The organism is Vibrio sp. THAF64 (assembly GCF_009363455.1).
In the GTDB taxonomy this organism is placed as follows: domain Bacteria; phylum Pseudomonadota; class Gammaproteobacteria; order Enterobacterales; family Vibrionaceae; genus Vibrio; species Vibrio coralliilyticus.
Window position 1 is genome coordinate 723,344 of sequence record NZ_CP045355.1, and the last position, 18,587, is coordinate 741,930.

Genomic DNA, 18,587 nt, shown 5'->3' on the forward strand with positions numbered 1-18,587 from the left:
AAAGCACAGAGCCTCATAATAACTTATGAGGCTCTTTTTTATTATCACTCAACTTCTTCAGGCTCGGCTTCTTCTTGCAGTTCTAGCAAATTGATAGCGATGGCAACAAAGTCACTGTCAGTGATAATACCGACTAACTGACCCTTTTCGACCACAGGTAGACAGCCAACCTTGTGCTTCTGCATGTAGATGGCGCTTTCTTTCAATCCTGCTTGAGGAGAAACCGTCATGACACCTGTTTTCATCACTTCATAAAGTGGTGTATTGAGAGTGAAGGACTGGTTTTCTGGGATTTGCTGTAAGCTCGATTCTTGTGCGGCCAACACGTCACGTTGAGAAACCACGCCAAGTAGCTGCTTATTAGCGTCGACAATTGGAACGTGGCGAATATCTAGTGCTTCCATGGTATGTTTTGCGTCGGCAAGTAGGTGTGAACGCAGCAGGGTATGGGGGGTGCGCGTCATCATGTCTTCGACTTTTATCATGGCTGCCTCCTGAGTGATAGAGTTATTGTTTTGTTCTCTTTTAATATAGTAATTTTCCACTCGGGAGTATGAGAGCTGGATAGATTTTTATTCCGATAACCTTGAAAAAAATGTGGCGAATTATGTACAGAATATCCAGCAAATTTTACAGCCTTCCTCGATACACCTGTTAATTCAATATTGATTACAATAATTCACATCTCAATCCTTGCTATTGCGCTTGTGCGGCATATACTAGTCGGCTGCGAAAAACTCGTCGTCTGTTTGTGACAGAATCAGTTCGACTTCCATCACGACGTAAGAATCCACGACAAAAGATTAGTAACATGCAAGTATCAGATTTCCACTTTGATTTACCCGATGAGCTGATAGCTCGTTATCCTCAGCCTGAGCGCACCGCGAGCCGTTTGCTTCAACTTGATGGCAACAGTGGTGAGCTAAGCGATGGCACGTTTACGGATGTACTTGAGCAAGTGCAGCCGGGCGATCTTGTGGTTTTCAATAATACTCGTGTGATTCCAGCGCGTATGTTTGGCCGTAAAGAGTCTGGCGGTAAGCTGGAAGTGTTGGTTGAACGTGTGCTGGATGAAAAAAGCATTCTGGCTCATGTGCGCTGTTCTAAATCGCCTAAACCGGGTTCAACCATCTTAATTGGTGAGAACGACGAGTATTCTGCACAAATGGTTGCCCGCCATGACGCCTTGTTTGAATTGAAATTCAATGCTGAGAAGAACGTGTTGGCGGTTTTGGAAGAGATCGGCCACATGCCGCTTCCACCTTATATTGATCGCCCAGATGAAGATTCAGATAAAGAGCGCTACCAAACGGTTTATAACGAAAAACCGGGGGCAGTGGCTGCGCCGACAGCTGGTCTGCACTTTGATGAGGCGCTGCTTGAGAAAATCAAGGCGAAAGGTGCTGAGTTTGCTTATGTGACTCTTCACGTAGGTGCCGGTACATTCCAACCGGTTAAGGTCGAAAATATCAACGATCACCACATGCACGCAGAGTATGTGGAAGTACCCCAAGAAGTGGTGGATGCGATTAACGCTGCGAAAGCGCGCAATAGTCGAGTCATTGCAGTGGGTACAACATCGGTACGTTCCCTAGAAAGTGCTGCTCAGGATGCATTGAAGAAAGGCACTGCGCTTGCGCCCTTCTTTGGTGATACTGAAATCTTTATCTACCCAGGTTACGAATATCAGTTAGTGGATTGTTTAATCACTAACTTCCATCTGCCAGAGTCGACACTGATCATGTTGGTCAGTGCATTTGCAGGTTATGAAAATACGATGAACGCGTACAAACATGCGGTAGAAAACAAGTATCGTTTCTTCTCGTATGGTGATTCGATGTTCATCAAGAAAAAAACGGACTAGCTGCCTCTTACGCTAGTCAGCTTTTTTGAAATTTAGTTATTTACGAGTGCTAGCAGTAAGCTAGGACGCAAATCAATAGGTTGATTTGTATCTCGCATGGAAGGCGACCGCTCCCTAATGGGGATAACCCCGAAAATATCGTCAGACTGTTTCTCTGACAATTGGAGGCTTCGTGAAGTTAAAATTTGATCTTAAGAAGAAAGATGGTGTGGCACGTCGTGGTCAACTGACCTTTGAACGTGGCACTGTTCAGACACCTGCGTTTATGCCTGTTGGTACCTACGGTACTGTTAAAGGTATGACGCCTGAAGAAGTTAAAGGCACAGGTGCTGAGATTCTTCTTGGTAACACTTTCCACCTTTGGTTACGTCCGGGGCAGGAAATCATGAAAATGCATGGCGACTTGCACGATTTCATGAACTGGCACGGTCCTATCCTGACAGACTCAGGCGGTTTTCAGGTATTCAGCCTAGGTGACATCCGTAAGATCACTGAAGAGGGTGTACACTTCCGTAACCCTGTAAACGGTGACAAGATTTTCATGGACGCAGAAAAGTCGATGGAAATCCAAAAAGACCTTGGGTCTGACATCGTGATGATCTTCGATGAGTGCACGCCATACCCAGCGACGCACGCAGAGGCGAAGAAGTCGATGGAAATGTCGCTGCGTTGGGCTCAGCGCTCACGTGATCATTTCGATAAGCTAGAAAACCAGAACAACCTATTTGGTATCGTTCAAGGTGGTGTTTACGAAGACCTACGTGATGTATCGGTGAAAGGCCTGACGGAAATCGGTTTCGACGGCTACGCAGTCGGTGGTTTGGCTGTTGGCGAACCAAAAGAAGACATGCACCGTATTCTTGAGCACACTTGTCCACAGCTTCCGGAAGACAAACCTCGTTACTTAATGGGTGTTGGCAAACCAGAAGATTTAGTAGAAGGTGTACGTCGCGGTATTGATATGTTTGACTGCGTAATGCCAACGCGTAATGCCCGTAATGGTCACCTATTTGTGACTGGTGGTGTGATCAAGATCCGTAATGCGAAACATAAAACGGATACAACACCATTGGATCCAGAGTGTGACTGTTACACTTGCCAGAATTACTCTAAGTCGTACCTACACCACTTAGATCGCTGTAATGAAATTCTAGGTGCTCGCCTGAATACCATTCACAACTTGCGTTACTACCAACGTGTGATGGAAAGTATCCGTAAGGCGATTGATGAAGATTGCTTTGATGAGTTCGTCAAAGAGTTCTATGAGCGTCGTGGTCGCGAAGTGCCACCACTGGCGAAAGAGCAGTAATTGACTAGATAAAAGAATTAAAGCCTTTGGCATTTCGCCAGAGGCTTTTGCTAATAAAGTAGGCAGACGCAGTGAATTTTTGAGAGAGTGATCTCTAATAGTCACTCTTTCTCTTGAAACTCAAAAGCGTAGGCCCAACTTGGAATATTAATAAAAAATAATAGAGGATTGTTTTAATGATTATTTCTCCAGCTTACGCAGCAGAAAGTGCACCAGCAGGCGGCGGTTTCGAAATGCTAATCATGCTTGGTATGTTCGCGGTAATTTTCTACTTCATGATTTACCGTCCACAAGCTAAACGCGTGAAAGAGCACAAGAGCCTGATGTCTTCTATGGGCAAAGGTGATGAAGTTCTGACTAGCGGTGGCCTAGTGGGTAAAATCACTAAGATTGCAGAAGACAACGACTACATCTCAATCGAGCTAAACACGAATAACGAAGTTGTGATCAAGAAAGATTTCGTTACTGCAGTGCTACCAAAAGGTACGCTGAAGTCTCTATAAAACAGCTAAAGGATCCTCGCTGTGCTTAACCGCTATCCGTTATGGAAGTACTTGATGGTGGTGTTTACCATCGCTATCGCCGCATTGTATGCACTTCCAAATATCTACGGTGAAGATCCGGCAATTCAAGTTACAGGGGCGCGTGGCGCCTCTGTAGATATGTCAACGCTGGATTCTGTCACTGAAGCTCTTGATGAAAAGGGCTTATCTCATAAATCCATTGCTCTCGAAAATGGATCCATTCTTGTACGCTTCAACGATACCGACACTCAGATCAGTGCGCGCGATGTCATCAATGAAGCTCTGGGTAAAGACAATATTGTTGCTCTTAACCTAGCTCCTGCAACTCCAGACTGGTTAGAAGCAATTGGCGCAGCGCCAATGAAGCTCGGTCTTGACCTTCGAGGTGGTGTTCACTTCCTGATGGAAGTAGATATGGACGCTGCGATGGAGAAACTGGTCAGCCAGCAGGAAGAAGCTTTCCGTAGTGAACTGCGTGAAGAAAAGATTCGCTACCGTGCGATTCGCCCTTCAGGCAAAGAGGCGGTTGAAGTCTTGCTGCGCAATGAAGAGCAGCTTGCGGATGCCAAACGCTTACTGCAGCAAAATCATCCTGATATGACCTTTGTTGACTCAGACTCTGATGGTCGTTTCACTCTGACTGCCACTTTTACTGAGCAACGTCTGACCGAAATTCGTAACTACGCTGTTGAGCAGAACATTACTATTCTGCGTAACCGTGTTAACGAACTGGGTGTTGCTGAACCACTTGTACAGCGTCAGGGCGCAAGCCGCATTGTTGTTGAACTACCAGGTGTTCAGGATACCGCTCGTGCGAAGGAAATTCTGGGTGCGACGGCAACGCTTGAATTCCGCGAAGTCGACGACAAAGCAGACCTCGCTGCTGCAGCCAGTGGCCGAGCGCCAGCGGGCAGTGAAATCAAACAAGACCGTGATGGTCGTCCGGTTGTGCTTAAGAAACGCGTTATCCTAGGTGGTTCTAGCATCACTGACGCGAGCTCAAGCGTGGATGAGTATGGCCGCCCGCAAGTTAACATCTCGCTAGATAGCGAAGGTGGTAACAAGATGTCAGCGTTCTCTAAGAAGAACATTGGCAAGCTGATGGCAACCGTGTTTGCAGAATACAAAGACAGTGGACGTAAGACGGCAGATGGTCGCGTTATCCTGACTAAGCATGAAGAAGTGATCAACCAAGCAACGATTCAATCAGCGCTTGGCCGTAACTTCCGCATCACAGGTATCGACTCGGCGGCTGAAGCGCACAACCTAGCGCTACTGCTTCGTGCAGGTGCTCTGATTGCACCAATTTCTATTGTTGAAGAACGTACGATTGGTCCATCGATGGGTCAGCAGAACATCGACATGGGTATCATGGCGTGTATCTGGGGTATGGCGGCAGTTATGCTATTCACGCTGCTTTACTACCGTAAGTTTGGTCTGATTGCCAATACTGCTCTTATGGTAAACCTCGTACTGATTATTGGTGTGATGTCGATGATTCCTGGAGCAACGATGACGTTGCCTGGTATTGCCGGTATTGTTCTTACAGTCGGTATGGCGGTTGATGCTAACGTCTTGATTTTCGAACGGATACGTGAAGAGTTACGTGACGGAAGAAACCCTCAGCAGGCGATCCATCAAGGCTATGCGAACGCATTCAGTACCATTGCCGATGCCAACATCACCACTTTGATTACCGCAATAATCCTGTTTGCTGTAGGTACAGGCGCAATCAAAGGCTTCGCGGTGACACTGTCTATCGGTATCTTAACGTCTATGTTTACTGCCATCATTGGTACACGTTGTATCGTGAACCTGATGTACGGTGGTAAGCGCATCAACAAACTGTCGATCTAAGGCTAGGAATTATTATGTTTCAGATTCTAAAAGCAGACAAATTGATCGACTTTATGCGTTGGTCGAAATTCGCCTTCGTGCTGTCGATCCTGATGATTGGCGCGTCGATTTTTACTCTTTCTACTAAGTGGTTGAACTGGGGCCTAGACTTCACTGGCGGTACGCTGATTGAAGTTGGCTTTGAGCAGCCTGCTGATTTGGAAGAGATTCGTACTGCGCTGGAAGCAAAAGGTTTTGGTGACGCAACGGTTCAAAACTTTGGTAGTGCTCGTGATGTGATGGTTCGTTTGCGCCCTCGTGATGGTGTCGCAGGTGAGACTTTGGGTAACCAAATTCTTTCTGCCATCAAGGAAGGCACTGGTGAAAGCGTTGAAATGCGCCGTATCGAGTTTGTAGGGCCAAACGTAGGTGATGAGCTAACAGAAGCAGGTGGTCTGGCGATCATCGTTTCTCTTATCTGTATCCTGATTTACGTTTCGGTGCGATTCGAATGGCGTTTAGCGGCTGGTGCGGTACTTGCTCTGGCACACGACGTTATCATTACGCTTGGCGTGTTCTCCTTGATGCAAATCGAGGTTGACCTGACAATCGTTGCAGCCTTGCTGACGGTAGTGGGGTACTCGCTCAACGATACCATTGTTGTATTTGACCGTATTCGAGAAAACTTCCGCAAGATGCGTAAAGGCGAACCAGCTGAAATCATGAACAGCTCAATCACACAAACATTGAGCCGTACCTTGATTACATCCGGTACCACCTTATTCGTAGTCATTGCTCTGTTCACGCAAGGCGGCGCTATGATTCATGGCTTCGCCACTGCACTTCTACTGGGTATCACTGTAGGTACATACTCCTCAATCTATGTGGCTTCGGCACTGGCATTGAAACTGGGTATTACTAAAGAGCATCTGATGCCGCCTCAAGTTGAGAAAGAAGGCGCAGAGTTTGACGAAATGCCATAAGGCAAAATGTGTTGTATGAAAAAGGCCGCTGACTTGTCAGCGGCCTTTTGTTTTTATCGGCGTAATTAACCACAGTCTGAGTTAATCGTATTTCATTAACAGTGCCTGATTGACGCTAGGCAAAAGCATGTTTTCTTTAGTGACGAAAATGGTCTCGGTAGCGATGTTTTTGGAATACTCTTGGCCCAGAAAGGCTTGGTATACGGTATAGACACTTTTGTAGCCCATTTCGAAAGGTTGCTGGATGATAAGCCCATAAATAGAACCGTCTTCGAGTGCATTCACCAGAGAGTCATTGGAGTCAAAGCCGATGTGGATCAGTCCCTCTGGGGCAGAGACGGTGTCCAGAGCCATAAGTACACCTAACGTAGTGGATTCATTAGGTGTAAATATGCCGTCCAATTCAGCAATCTGACTTTGAAGAATTCGCTCCGCATTTTTACGAGCTTCTCCAATTTTAGTATCAAGATAACCATCGACAGCCACGACGAGCCCAGATGAAGTTGCGCCATCGACAAAGCCCTTTTCACGAGCATCGGTAGAAATCACGCCTTTCTTCATTCTGAGTAACGCGACCCTTCCTTTGTTACCTAGCTTTTTAGCCATTTCTTTTCCCGCGAGGACGCCTGCTTGATAATTGTTAGTGGCAATCACGCTGACCACATCAGGAGAGCCAGTATCTCGATCAAAGTAGACTGTGGGTACACCCGCTTCTTTCAAGCGGGCGACATCATAGGCTCTATCTCTGGTATTCGGTGCTAAGACTAAGCCAATACAGGCATTCTCCATGACTTGATCGATGATGAAGCGCTGAGCACTGACATCAGATTCATCGTGGGGACCACGAAAGTAAATTTTAATGCCTAGTTCCTGGCCTGCTTTTTCACTACCTGCTTTGACCGACTTCCAGAAATCATGCACTGAGCCTGCTGGGACCACGCCAATGCAATCCTGAGCAAACGAAAAAGAGCTGTATGTGAGGACAAGCAAGTACATCAATCTTCGTGTCATAGTGTTTCTCCTTCTACCCATCTGGCACTCAAGAGTTGATGCGATAGGGGTTAACATTAACCCTAGTTGATGTGCGTTAAGATCATCAAGGAGTCCAATCGACAAGACATTATTGTTGGAGTTGATATGATGGAGAAAAGACTAAAAAGGGAAGTAAGTTATGCCACATTTACGTTTTCGTGCTGTCGAGCCGCAAACGGTTCAAACCTTATCGAAATCTCTGATTGATGAGTTGCAGCCGCACATGGATTGCCCTCGTGAAGATTTCACATTCGAGTACATCTACACTACGTTTTATCATGAAGGTGAGGTGAGTCAGGCGTATCCGTTTGTTGAGGTATTGTGGTTTTATCGTGGACAGCAAACTCAGGATGCCGTTGCAGAGATCATTACTCAGCAAGTGCGTGGGATGATTGGTGAAGATGTGGATGTCGCGGTGATTTTTACCGCTCTGGATGCTAAAGCTTACTACGACAACGGTGAGCATTACTAAACAGAAACGTTAGGAGATAGTACATGGGATTGGCAATCAAAGGATGGTTGAAGCAAGCTGGATTCATTGTACTTCTCCTTTTTACATCTTCGCTTCAAGCCAGCCCTTGGGAGAGGATTCAATCACCTTCGACGCAATCTCCTCAAGCGATTGGTAGCTATGCCAACGGTTGTCTCACAGGCGCGGCGGCACTGCCTCTTCAAGGGGAAGGCTATCAAGTATTACGCAGCCAGCGACAACGTTACTATGCTCACCCGCAGGCTGTTAGTTTTGTTCAGCGTTTAGCCGCTCTGGCTGCGAAGCGCCTTAACACTCGTATTCTGATTGGTGATATCTCCTTACCTCAGGGAGGGCGCTTCTCCTCTGGGCATTCAAGCCATCAGACGGGGTTGGATATCGATATTTGGCTCAAGCTGGCTGATGATAAGCTTTCTTCGCAGCAGCTTAGCAAGCCCGAACCAATGAGCGTGGTCAACCTCCAGCAGTATCAGTTAGTCAAACGAAACTGGGACCAACGCCATTTTGAGCTGATAAAAATGGCGGCGAGTGATGAGGAAGTTGCACGCATCTTTGTTCACCCTGTCATCAAAGAAAAACTGTGCACACAAGAAGTATCGGCTGAACGGAGCTGGTTGAGAAAAGTACGGCCGTGGTGGGGGCATCATTATCATATGCACGTCAGGCTAAAATGCCCTGAAGGGAACATCACCTGCAAACCACAGGCTGCGCCTCCGAAAGGCGATGGATGTGGCGCTGAGTTGGCCAGTTGGAAACCACAGCCTAAACCTGCCGCTCCAAAAGTCGCAGTAAGTAAACCGAAGAAGAAAAAAATGAAAGTGATGCCGATGGAATGCCAGCAACTGCTGGAAAGTATTTGATCAGGGTTACTCAATAGAATAAAAATGCCGCTCAATGGAGCGGCATTTTCTGTTTAGGCTAACCCTTGGATGATGACGAACTTTTCTAACAACTCTTCTTCAGTCTCGACATGATTTGGGTCAGTGATGATGCACTTAGTGATCGGGCACACCGACTGACAGGTCGGCTTCTCATAGTGGCCTTTACACTCAGTGCAAAGATCGGGGTCGATCTCAAAGATAGTATCACCCATGGTAATCGCGCCGTTTGGGCACTCTGGGTCACACATATCACAGTTAATGCACTTATCCGTGATCAACAACGCCATGGTTATTTACCTGTTGGGTTACGGGTATCCTGACCATTATTAAGATTGCGCATTAACAGACCGTATTCTAAGTCCATGTCCTGAGGTACAGGAATAAAAACAAAGTGGCCGTTTCCTTTTGCGTCATCAACGGGTTGTGATTTACGGTTTTCCATCGCTTCGAGGGTAAAGACAACGTTGCCTTTCGGTGTCATAAGCTCAAGGCTGTCACCAATAACGAATTTGTTCTTTACTTCAACTTCAGCTAGATCACCACGACGTTTACCCGTGAACTCACCGACAAATTGCTGAGCATCAGATACGGAATAACCGTAGTCGTAATTTTGGTAAGTGTCGTGCGTATGACGACGTAGGAAACCCTCTGTATAGCCACGGTGAGCTAGGCTCTCAAGTGTGGTCATCAGGCTTTCATCGAATGGCTTGCCCGCGACAGCATCGTCGATCGCTTTACGATAAACCTGAGCGGTACGTGCACAGTAGTAGAATGATTTAGTACGACCTTCAATCTTTAGTGAGTGGACACCCATTTTAGTCAGACGCTCAACATGCTGAATGGCACGCAGGTCTTTCGAGTTCATGATGTAAGTGCCGTGCTCATCTTCAAACGCCGCCATCTTTTCTTCTGGGCGGTGGCTTTCAGAAAGCAGTACCACTTCGTCGGTTGGTTTACCTAGACCAAGTGTTGCCTCAGGGCGTTCATCTTGCACTTCAACGGCTTGCGCTTCGTTAGGGTCGAAGGCTTCAACGATATCGCCAGAGTCGTTCTCTTTGCCTTTTTCGACGTTGTATTCCCAACGACATGCATTGGTGCATGTACCTTGGTTAGGGTCACGCTTGTTGATGTAACCAGATAGGAGACAACGACCAGAGTAAGCCATACAAAGCGCACCGTGAACGAACACTTCAAGTTCGGTTTCAGGACAGTGCTCGCGAATTTCTTCGATCTCTTCCAGAGAAAGCTCACGAGAAACAATCACACGTTCAACGCCATTGGCTGCCCAGAATTTAACCGTTGCCCAGTTGACGGCGTTGGCTTGAACTGACAGGTGAATTGGCATCTCTGGGAATGCTTCACGAACCATCATAATCAGCCCCGGATCCGACATGATGAGCGCATCAGGACCCATTTCAACCACAGGCTTAAGGTCACGGATGAAGGTCTTTAGCTTGGAGTTGTGTGGCTGGATGTTACATACCACGTAAAGCTTTTTGCCTTGAGCGTGCGCTTCGTCGATACCAATTTTTAGGTTTTCGTGGTTGAACTCGTTGTTACGTACGCGAAGGCTGTAACGAGGCTGGCCTGCGTATACCGCGTCTGCACCATAGGCAAAGGCGTAACGCATATTTTTCAGGCTACCCGCTGGTGACAGTAGCTCAGGTACGAATGCTTTCTCAGTAGTCATGTGTAATTCTCTTAGTCTGATCTCAAGTCAGGTCCATTCCACCTTATGGAATTGGGGCGCAAATTTTACGCCAAAACGTGACCTGTGACTAGAAAAAAGTCCATAACTTAGGTGAGGAGATTACAGATAGGCGCTCGAACACGTCGAGCACCTAGAGAGGAGGTTAAGCGTTAGGGTGAGGTAATCCGCCTAAACACTCGTATAAGTTCGGCAGGAAGGCGCTTAACTCGCCGCACATGAGTGAGAAGTCAGCGTCAAATCGTGCAGCCTGATCTTCACGAGGAATATCATCATTCTGATCTTTCAGTTCATCAGAGAATTTAAGGCGCTTGATACTGCCATCTTCTGCCAGAATGAACTCAATACGCTCTTGCCACCAAAGAGCCAGTTTAGTGACTACCTTATCGGCATCGATGTGACTGCGAATTTCGTCTGCCGTCAGTTCTTGTTTCTTACAGCGGATCACACCGCCTTCTTCGAGAACCGACTTAAGTTCAGCTTCGTCCAACATTTGCATTCCAACTGGAGTTTCGCCCGTTTTCACCCATTCAGTTAATGTGGTTTCAACGGCTTTCTCTGGAATGGCTGGCACGACAGGTAGGCTACCCATGGTCTTACGCAGAAGGGCGAGCACATCTTCCGCTTTCTTATAGCTGCTGGCATCTACCAAAATAAAGCCTTCTTTAGGCAGAATAAGAACAAAGGTATGGTTGCTGCGGCTGAATGCGCGCGGTAGCAAATCCATGACAATGTCATCTTTGAGATTATCTTTCTCTTTTTTCTTCAGAGGTCGGCCTTCTTGTGCTTCCATCGCCTCAACTTTTGCATTGAGTGATTCTTTGATCACAGACGCTGGCAGCATTTTCTCTTCTTTCTTCGCGCAGATCAGAATGCGGTTTTCAGATACGTGAGTCATCATGTCGCCATGTTTACCCATAGCAGTGACCCAGCCAAACTTTTGCTTGTCCTGACTACCACACGGTGTAAAACGAAACTCTTCAAGCTGCTTTTCCAGCTCGTCTGCTTTGAATTCAATATCTCGGTTAAAACGGTAAACCAGACAGTTTTTAAACCACATACACTTTCTCTATACCTGAAGTTTGGTCGCTCATCATAAAGACTTTTGCTGCGCTTGTCCTAATGCAAGCGCGCAATAGTGGGATGAAAGTTATATGAAAATTTGTTTTCAAAGGTCACAAAAGTGTCATAATTGATGGTAATAATGCCTATCGTTGCAAAGGGTAAATACCCGATTAAATTCAACTAACTCAAAGGTTATTCAATTATGTCTAGAAGGATTCTGGTTGTTGAAGACGAAGCACCAATTCGTGAAATGCTTTGCTTTGTTCTTGAGCAAAAAGGTTACCAAGCGGTCGAAGCTGAAGACTACGATAGTGCGGTGACTAAGCTAGCTGAACCCTTCCCAGATCTAGTATTGCTAGACTGGATGCTACCTGGTGGCAGCGGCATCAACTTCATCAAACATATGAAACGTGAAGAGCTGACGCGCAACATTCCAGTTGTGATGTTAACAGCACGTGGTGAAGAAGAAGACAAGGTTCGTGGTCTGGAAGTCGGCGCAGATGACTACATCACTAAGCCATTCTCGCCAAAAGAGCTGGTGGCGCGTCTTAAAGCGGTGATTCGCCGTGTGACGCCAACGGCACTTGAAGATGTGATTGATGTGCAGGGCTTGAAACTGGATCCAGTCTCGCACCGTGTAACCGCGAACGATCAGCCACTGGATATGGGCCCAACTGAGTTCAAGATGCTGCACTTTTTTATGACGCACCAAGAGCGTGTTTACAGCCGCGAGCAACTGTTGAACAACGTATGGGGAACCAACGTGTATGTTGAAGACCGTACTGTTGATGTACACATTCGTCGTCTGCGCAAGGCGTTAGAAGCGGCAGGCCATGACAAGTTGATTCAGACGGTACGTGGTGCAGGCTACCGTTTCTCAACCAAGGCATAATTTAAATTTACCATCTGGAGAGGTAAGTGGTAGAGCGGTTAACTTGGAAAAAGCTAGCCTGGGAGCTGGCTTTTTTTTACACCCCTTGGGTGATTGTCGGATGGATTTTCGGTCATATGCCGTGGTTGCTTCTAGCTGCCACGGTTTTGCAGCTTGTATGGCATCTGCATAATCAGATGCGCCTGTCGGCGTGGTTGTGGGATGAAAAGCGCCTGACACCACCATCGGGAAGCGGCAACTGGGAGTCGTTATTTAACGGTATCTACCGCTTGCAGCAGCGCCAGCGTAAAAAGCGCAAAGAGCTGACCAATCTGATTCGCCGATTCCGCAATGGTGCTGAATCCTTACCGGATGCGGTTGTTGTGTTCCGTAGTGAAGGCAACATTGTTTGGTGCAACAAGCTCGCCCAACACTTACTCGGCTTCCGTTGGCCGGACGATTCAGGTCAGCCGATTTCCAACCTTATCCGCACGCCAGATTTCATTAAGTATCTTAATAAACAAGATTTCTCTGAGCCGCTTGAAATGCGTTCGCCACTTAATGTCGAGCGTATGCTTGAGCTGCGTATTGTACCGTACACCGAAGGTGAGCACCTGATGGTGGTACGTGATGTGTCTCAGCTTAAGCAGTTAGAAGGCATGCGTCGTAACTTCTTTGCCAATGTCTCTCATGAGCTGCGTACGCCAATGACGGTGTTGCAAGGCTATCTTGAAATGACTGAAGACCCGGATATGGTTGTCGGCCCGATGTGGACCAAAGCCCATGGCGTAATGACCGAGCAGCTCAATCGTATGAACAGCTTGGTTAATCAATTACTCACATTATCTAAGATTGAAGCGGCACCAATGCATGAACTGGAAGATGTAGTGAACGTCCCAGCAATGCTAGATGTGTTGGAGAAAGAAGCGGCGAGCCTGAGTGGCGATCAGCAGCATAAGCTGAACTTTGATATTGATAACAGCCTGCGTGTACTTGGTGATGAAGACCAATTACGTAGTGCCATTTCAAACTTGGTTTATAACGCGGTGAAATACACGCCAGCAGGAGCGGATGTTCGAGTGCGTTGGTATCAGACTGCGCAGGGTGCATGTTTAGAGGTGGAAGATGGAGGCGAAGGCATTGAACCTCAACACCTACACCGACTCACTGAGCGCTTCTATCGAGTGGACAAAGCACGATCTAGAGATACCGGAGGAAGCGGCCTTGGTCTGGCGATCGTGAAACACGCTTTGACGCATCACGACTCGCATCTAGAAATACAGTCCGAAGTGGGTGTCGGCAGTAAATTCTCATTCGTTCTACCGCCGCGCTTGGTGGTGAATTAATGAAGTTAGCGCTCACTACTCTTATTGTTTCTGCCTGCTTTTCCTTTGGTGTTCAAGCGGCTTCAACGAGCCTATCTGAATATCAAAAAGTGCCCGGTATTACCGGGAGTTTAACCAGTGTTGGTTCTGACACATTAGCAGGCATGACAACCTTGTGGGTAGAAGAGTTTAAGCAACTTTACCCGAGCGTGAATGGTCAGGTGCAAGCCTCTGGTTCTTCAACGGCTCCGCCAGCGTTAACCGAAGGGACTGCTCAATTCGGGCCAATGAGCCGACCGATGCGAAATCGGGAAATTGAAGCCTTTGAGCGTGAACACGGCTACAAGCCAACAGAACTCAGAATTGCCATTGATGCGATTGGAATCTTCGTTCACCGAGACAACCCGCTGAAAGGGCTCAACTTTACACAGCTAGACAATATTTTTTCTGCAACGCTGCGTTGTGGCGGGACTCAATCTATTTCTACTTGGGCTGAGTTAGGGCTCGATTATCATTGGGCTAAACGCAGTATGCAGTTGTTCGGTCGTAACTCGGTCTCTGGTACTTACGGATACTTTAAGAATAATGCGCTGTGTGGCGGAGACTTTAAAAGTAATGTCAATGAACAGCCAGGCTCAGCGTCCGTTGTTCAATCCGTTGCCTCTGCGATCAATACTATTGGGTACTCTGGGGTAGGTTACCAAGTCTCTGGAGTGAAACTGCTTCCCATTGCTAAGCAGGGTGAGGATTACATTGAGGCGAGTCAGGAAAACATCCTGACAGGTAAGTACCCACTATCACGCTATCTCTATGTCTACGTAAACAAGAACCCGTTTAAACCGCTACCGCCGATTGAGCGAGAATTCATTCGCTTTATGTACTCACAGCAAGGGCAAAAACTGGTCGAAAAAGATGGCTATGTGCCGATCTCCGAAGAGATTGCACGCAGTGAGCTGGCAAAAGTAGGTATTGTCGATTAAGCGTCTGATTTGATGCTCACCGCTGTAAGCGTATCTAACTTACTTTGTTAAGCAACCCGATAACACTACCAATGGTTATCGAGCATCTCAGGCTATACAGTTAGAAATTCAGCGCCCAACCCGCGTTGTGCCAGTATTCTTGTTCAGTCATCAAATCAGCATGCAGCAGTTTGTTGTGCTCTAGCCACTCGTCATCGTCTGAAATCAATGTCCATGTATCACCGTCTATGCTCAACATCAGTTTTGGCAAAGCGTCTTCGTTACGTTGACCGTTGAGTAAGATCGCGAGGCGTAAGATACGAATCACACCAATGATGTGTTTTTTCTTGAATAACGTGAACTCTTCCATTTCATGTAGCTTAAGCGCCTTACGCTGAAAGCGGACTAGCATGGCCAGCACCGTTTGTTGTTCGCGGTTAAACCCTGGCATGTAGGTGTGACGAAGAATATAAGCGGAATGACGATGGAAGGCTTGTAAACTGATGCTGAGGCCGACTTCATGAAGCAGGGCGCTCCAGTCGAGCAAATCAAATAGCTCTGAGCTCTTTTTGATACCGAGATCCTGATGCACCTGTTGCAGGAAAGATTGCGCCTGATGTTTAATTCTTGCCGCATGGTCAAGGTCAACCAAATGCTTGCTGGCTAGGTTTTCCGTGGTTCTCATCCGAATATCTGATCGTTTAAAACCATCTTCCATTTCGAACAGCAAACCTTCACGTAACGCACCTTCTGAAAAGTGTATTTCGTCTATTTTGAGGTCTTTAAAGATCGCCATCAGAATGGCCACGCCGGCGGCAAAAACAGGCTTTCTGTCTGGTGTTAACCCACTGAGATCAATATCCTCAATCGTGGGCCATTCACACAGCTTTTCGACTAACTTGTCGAGACGCTTAGCGGTGATGATGCCATCATCGTAGCCCATGCCAATCAAGACTTCTCGAATCGCTTTAATCGTACCCGACGAGCCAAACGCAATCTCCCAACCTTTCTTACAGTAACGATGAGCAATGGATTCTAATCTTTGTTCGGCTGCGAGTATTGCTTTAGCAAAATTTTTGCGCGAGAGCTTGCCGTTAGCGAAGTAAAGCTTGGTATAGCTGACGCAACCCATTTGTTTACTGTTGATCAGCTCCGGGTCAAACCCCCTGCCAATGATCATCTCAGTACTGCCGCCACCAATATCAACCACGAGTTTTGAGTCTGACTCTGGCTGGGTGTGTGCTACCCCAAGGTAGATTAAACGTGCTTCTTCGACGCCGGGGATAATTTCAATAGGGAATGGCAGCACTTCTCTCGCACGTTGGAGGAAAATGTGGGCATTGTTGGCTTGACGAAGAGTATGTGTAGCCGCAATACGTACATTGCATTCCTCGAAGCCTTGTAGGCGTTCCGCAAACATAGCAAGGCATTCAAGGCCTCGCTCAATCGAAGCATTATCTAGATTTTTTTGAGCATCTAAGCCAGCAGCGAGGCGAACTCGCTGCTTATGTCGGCTGACCAGTTGCAGATCTTGGTCTACGACACGAGCCACCACCATGTGGAAGCTGTTAGAGCCAAGGTCAATTGCGGCAACATCACGAATTTCCGGAGATTGAGTCATGAGTAAGGGACTGTTCTTTACGTTTCTTTGTTTGTTTTTCTACATTTTTAAGATAGTCATAAATAGCAATCTGCGAGCGAACTTTCTTACGGTTACCTCTCGGAACATAGGTATTGCTCATTTCTTTGTCTATCCAGCGGGCCTTTACTGTATCGGTAAAGTGGATGTTAATGATATCAATAATTCGCTGTTTAAGACGTTGGTCACGCACTGGAGCAGCAACTTCGATGCGGTAGTCGATATTGCGTGTCATCCAGTCAGCGGAGGAAATGTAAACCTGTGGATCTCCATCATTGTGCGTGATGATGACCCGCGGATGCTCAAGAAAACGATCAACGATGCTGATGATCTTAATGTTTTCACTGACTCCTTCGACCCCAGGTACCAATGAACACATCCCGCGGATAATCATCTTGATTTCTACCCCAGAAGCACTGGCACCGTAGAGCTTATTGACCAGACCTTTGTCGACCAGATTATTCACTTTCAGTGTAATGGCGGCCTTTTTTCCAGCTTTAGCATTGGCGATTTCACCATCGATTAGACGATAGAGTTGTTTGCGTGAGTTACGTGGTGAAACTATCAGGTGTTCAAACCTTACTGGACGGTATGGATTTTCGATATAACCGAAGACATTGCGTACTTCATTAGTGATTTCTGGGTCAGCAGTCAGTAATGAGAAATCGGTATAAATACGGGCCGTTTTTTCATGAAAGTTACCAGTTCCGATATGGGCATAGCGGATGATTTCATCGTTTTCTCGTCGGCTAATGAGTAGGAGTTTGGAGTGGATTTTCAGACCCGGAGCACCAAAAATGACTTGCACGCCAGCTTCAGTGAGGACTTTTGACCATTCAATATTGGCTTCTTCGTCGAATCGAGCTTGCAGTTCTACAACGACCGTTACCTGCTTGCCATTGTGTACTGCATCGATCAACGAGTTCATCAGACGAGAGTCTTTGGCGACACGGTAAATATTGATCTTAACGCTGAGCACTTTAGGGTCGAATGAAGCTTGGCGGACTAACTCAGAAATGTGCTCAAAGCTGTGGTATGGGTAGTAAAGCAGGATGTCCTGATTTTTGATCGCATCAAATTTGTTGGCATAGCCGTCGAAATCGGCGCACTTCATCGGTGGCAATGGCTTGTTTTCCAAATACTCGCGTCCGACATTGGGAAAGCCGATGAAGTCTTTGAAATTGTGGTAACGCCCACCGGGAATCAAGCTATCGTAGTTGGATATTTGCAGTTTGTGGCACAGAAACTCCAGCATTTCTTCCGGCATGTCACGTTCGTAAACGAAGCGGACCGGCATTGCCGTCAGACGCTGACTGACCCCTTCTGACATCTGCTCAAGTAGGCTATGTTCCACCTCATGGCTAAGGTCATATTCCGCGTCGCGAGTCATTTTCATCGCGTAACCGTTTAGCTCGTCATAATCAAAAAAGCCGCTAAACAACTCATCAAGGCAGTAACGAATTATATTGTCGAGTAAGATAATGGTTTTGCGTCGTTTGCCTTTCTGCTCGGGAACCATCACAAAGCGGGGCAGGTGATCGGTCGGGATCTCGATCAACGCATATTGCTTCTGCTCTTCTTTACGCAGTTCAACCGCGATGTAAGCGTACTCATCTTTAAGAAACTGCAGGACATCAATATCGTCTCGCATCAGAAGAGGGGTGATATGTGGGAGAACCTGATTGCGGAAATACTTTTTGACCCACTTTTCTTGCGACTCGTTGAGCTGAGTTTCATTGACGAGAAAGATACGTCGGCGCGCCATGTCGCGGATCAGCTCAGCGTATAACTCATCGAAGCGTTCGTTAAGTTTGAGAGCCTTGGTCTGCATTTTAGTCAGCAAGTGTTTGGAATTGTCGTTACCACCACGTTCCTGATTAATTAGGATTCGACGTTTCACATCGGCAAATCGGACTTTATAGAATTCATCTAAATTATTGGAAAATATACCTAAAAAACGAATTCTTTCGATGAGAGGCACCGTTTTATCTGCGGCTTCTTGGAGCACACGTTCATTGAAAGACAACCAACTCAATTCTTTTTCAATGTAAAGCTTTTCTGCACTCATAACCTGACCTTTACTGACGAGCCTAACCAAATT

At 46.8% G+C, this 18,587-nt stretch carries 17 protein-coding genes; 10 read left to right on the plus strand and 7 right to left on the minus strand.

The genetic code is table 11. The features are described from left to right. Nucleotides 1–44: 44 nt before the first annotated feature. Entirely contained in the window at nucleotides 45–485 is a 441-nt protein-coding gene (locus tag FIU99_RS03350) for a CBS domain-containing protein (protein ID WP_006959761.1), read from the minus strand. 326 nt (nucleotides 486–811) lie between these two features. Here FIU99_RS03350 and queA point away from each other — a divergent pair, with 326 nt between their 5' ends. The 5 genes from queA to secF all read left to right on the plus strand — a co-directional run bounded on the left by queA (nucleotide 812) and on the right by secF (nucleotide 6,516). Next, the gene (queA, locus tag FIU99_RS03355) at nucleotides 812–1,864 is read left to right on the plus strand and encodes a tRNA preQ1(34) S-adenosylmethionine ribosyltransferase-isomerase QueA (RefSeq protein WP_006959760.1); all 1,053 of its coding nucleotides are present in this window, start codon (nucleotides 812–814) and stop codon (nucleotides 1,862–1,864) included. A 172-nt stretch (nucleotides 1,865–2,036) separates the two neighbouring features. Beyond that, the gene (tgt, locus tag FIU99_RS03360; protein ID WP_006959759.1) at nucleotides 2,037–3,173 is read left to right on the plus strand and encodes a tRNA guanosine(34) transglycosylase Tgt; all 1,137 of its coding nucleotides are present in this window, start codon (nucleotides 2,037–2,039) and stop codon (nucleotides 3,171–3,173) included. A gap of 176 nt (nucleotides 3,174–3,349) precedes the next feature. Next, on the plus strand, nucleotides 3,350–3,676 hold the full coding sequence (yajC, locus tag FIU99_RS03365; RefSeq protein WP_006959758.1) for a preprotein translocase subunit YajC: 327 nt from the start codon (nucleotides 3,350–3,352) through the stop codon (nucleotides 3,674–3,676). Between the two features lie 21 nt (nucleotides 3,677–3,697). Continuing rightward, nucleotides 3,698–5,554: a protein translocase subunit SecD gene (secD, locus tag FIU99_RS03370; RefSeq protein ID WP_080555930.1), complete on the plus strand. Its 1,857-nt coding sequence runs from the start codon at nucleotides 3,698–3,700 to the stop codon at nucleotides 5,552–5,554. A 14-nt stretch (nucleotides 5,555–5,568) separates the two neighbouring features. Further along, on the plus strand, nucleotides 5,569–6,516 hold the full coding sequence (gene secF, locus FIU99_RS03375) for a protein translocase subunit SecF (RefSeq protein ID WP_006959756.1): 948 nt from the start codon (nucleotides 5,569–5,571) through the stop codon (nucleotides 6,514–6,516). An 81-nt stretch (nucleotides 6,517–6,597) separates the two neighbouring features. On the opposite strand, the gene FIU99_RS03380 is transcribed toward secF, so the two are convergent. Then, nucleotides 6,598–7,527: a substrate-binding domain-containing protein gene (locus FIU99_RS03380; protein WP_039951744.1), complete on the minus strand. Its 930-nt coding sequence runs from the start codon at nucleotides 7,525–7,527 to the stop codon at nucleotides 6,598–6,600. Nucleotides 7,528–7,687: 160 nt separating this feature from the next. On the opposite strand from FIU99_RS03380, the gene FIU99_RS03385 reads away from it, so the two are divergent. After that, nucleotides 7,688–8,020, plus strand: coding sequence for a DUF1904 domain-containing protein (locus FIU99_RS03385; protein ID WP_006959754.1), 333 nt, complete (start codon nucleotides 7,688–7,690; stop codon nucleotides 8,018–8,020). 23 nt (nucleotides 8,021–8,043) lie between these two features. Next, the gene (gene mepA, locus FIU99_RS03390; RefSeq protein ID WP_006959753.1) at nucleotides 8,044–8,898 is read left to right on the plus strand and encodes a penicillin-insensitive murein endopeptidase; all 855 of its coding nucleotides are present in this window, start codon (nucleotides 8,044–8,046) and stop codon (nucleotides 8,896–8,898) included. Nucleotides 8,899–8,951: 53 nt separating this feature from the next. Here mepA and FIU99_RS03395 read toward each other — a convergent pair whose 3' ends face one another. The 3 genes from FIU99_RS03395 to rdgC form a co-directional block, all read right to left on the minus strand. After that, nucleotides 8,952–9,206, minus strand: coding sequence for a YfhL family 4Fe-4S dicluster ferredoxin (locus FIU99_RS03395; protein WP_006959752.1), 255 nt, complete (start codon nucleotides 9,204–9,206; stop codon nucleotides 8,952–8,954). 2 nt (nucleotides 9,207–9,208) lie between these two features. Beyond that, nucleotides 9,209–10,609 carry a tRNA 5-hydroxyuridine modification protein YegQ gene (gene yegQ, locus FIU99_RS03400; protein ID WP_006959751.1) on the minus strand — a complete coding sequence of 467 codons (1,401 nt, stop codon included), beginning with the start codon at nucleotides 10,607–10,609 and terminating at the stop codon, nucleotides 9,209–9,211. A gap of 163 nt (nucleotides 10,610–10,772) precedes the next feature. Beyond that, entirely contained in the window at nucleotides 10,773–11,687 is a 915-nt protein-coding gene (gene rdgC, locus FIU99_RS03405) for a recombination-associated protein RdgC (protein ID WP_006959750.1), read from the minus strand. A 207-nt stretch (nucleotides 11,688–11,894) separates the two neighbouring features. On the opposite strand from rdgC, the gene phoB reads away from it, so the two are divergent. Genes phoB through FIU99_RS03425 form a run of 3 tightly spaced genes read left to right on the plus strand, consistent with a single transcriptional unit; the run spans nucleotide 11,895 to nucleotide 14,868 of the window. After that, nucleotides 11,895–12,584 carry a phosphate regulon transcriptional regulator PhoB gene (gene phoB, locus FIU99_RS03415; protein ID WP_006959748.1) on the plus strand — a complete coding sequence of 230 codons (690 nt, stop codon included), beginning with the start codon at nucleotides 11,895–11,897 and terminating at the stop codon, nucleotides 12,582–12,584. A gap of 26 nt (nucleotides 12,585–12,610) precedes the next feature. Continuing rightward, nucleotides 12,611–13,909: a phosphate regulon sensor histidine kinase PhoR gene (gene phoR / locus FIU99_RS03420; RefSeq protein ID WP_006959747.1), complete on the plus strand. Its 1,299-nt coding sequence runs from the start codon at nucleotides 12,611–12,613 to the stop codon at nucleotides 13,907–13,909. After that, the gene (locus FIU99_RS03425) at nucleotides 13,909–14,868 is read left to right on the plus strand and encodes a PstS family phosphate ABC transporter substrate-binding protein (RefSeq protein WP_006959745.1); all 960 of its coding nucleotides are present in this window, start codon (nucleotides 13,909–13,911) and stop codon (nucleotides 14,866–14,868) included. The genes phoR and FIU99_RS03425 overlap by 1 nt, the downstream gene beginning before the upstream one ends. Nucleotides 14,869–14,968: 100 nt before the next feature. Here the strand turns inward: FIU99_RS03425 and ppx are convergent, their stop codons facing one another. Together ppx and ppk1 are read right to left on the minus strand one after the other, a co-directional pair. Beyond that, nucleotides 14,969–16,468 carry an exopolyphosphatase gene (gene ppx / locus FIU99_RS03430; RefSeq protein ID WP_006959743.1) on the minus strand — a complete coding sequence of 500 codons (1,500 nt, stop codon included), beginning with the start codon at nucleotides 16,466–16,468 and terminating at the stop codon, nucleotides 14,969–14,971. After that, nucleotides 16,443–18,554: a polyphosphate kinase 1 gene (gene ppk1, locus FIU99_RS03435; protein WP_152472018.1), complete on the minus strand. Its 2,112-nt coding sequence runs from the start codon at nucleotides 18,552–18,554 to the stop codon at nucleotides 16,443–16,445. Before ppk1 ends, ppx begins: the two co-directional genes overlap by 26 nt. Nucleotides 18,555–18,587 lie beyond the last annotated feature (33 nt).

Bases quoted from the DNA above. Each gene is read 5' to 3' on its own strand.
- queA (WP_006959760.1), top strand. From the start codon at position 812: ATGCAAGTATCAGATTTCCACTTTGATTTACCCGATGAGCTGATAGCT.
- FIU99_RS03395 (WP_006959752.1), bottom strand. From the start codon at position 9,206: ATGGCGTTGTTGATCACGGATAAGTGCATTAACTGTGATATGTGTGAC.
- FIU99_RS03385 (WP_006959754.1), top strand. From the start codon at position 7,688: ATGCCACATTTACGTTTTCGTGCTGTCGAGCCGCAAACGGTTCAAACC.
- ppk1 (WP_152472018.1), bottom strand. From the start codon at position 18,554: ATGAGTGCAGAAAAGCTTTACATTGAAAAAGAATTGAGTTGGTTGTCT.
- ppx (WP_006959743.1), bottom strand. From the start codon at position 16,468: ATGACTCAATCTCCGGAAATTCGTGATGTTGCCGCAATTGACCTTGGC.
- mepA (WP_006959753.1), top strand. From the start codon at position 8,044: ATGGGATTGGCAATCAAAGGATGGTTGAAGCAAGCTGGATTCATTGTA.
- secF (WP_006959756.1), top strand. From the start codon at position 5,569: ATGTTTCAGATTCTAAAAGCAGACAAATTGATCGACTTTATGCGTTGG.
- FIU99_RS03425 (WP_006959745.1), top strand. From the start codon at position 13,909: ATGAAGTTAGCGCTCACTACTCTTATTGTTTCTGCCTGCTTTTCCTTT.
- yajC (WP_006959758.1), top strand. From the start codon at position 3,350: ATGATTATTTCTCCAGCTTACGCAGCAGAAAGTGCACCAGCAGGCGGC.
- FIU99_RS03380 (WP_039951744.1), bottom strand. From the start codon at position 7,527: ATGACACGAAGATTGATGTACTTGCTTGTCCTCACATACAGCTCTTTT.
- FIU99_RS03350 (WP_006959761.1), bottom strand. From the start codon at position 485: ATGATAAAAGTCGAAGACATGATGACGCGCACCCCCCATACCCTGCTG.
- yegQ (WP_006959751.1), bottom strand. From the start codon at position 10,609: ATGACTACTGAGAAAGCATTCGTACCTGAGCTACTGTCACCAGCGGGT.
- rdgC (WP_006959750.1), bottom strand. From the start codon at position 11,687: ATGTGGTTTAAAAACTGTCTGGTTTACCGTTTTAACCGAGATATTGAA.
- phoB (WP_006959748.1), top strand. From the start codon at position 11,895: ATGTCTAGAAGGATTCTGGTTGTTGAAGACGAAGCACCAATTCGTGAA.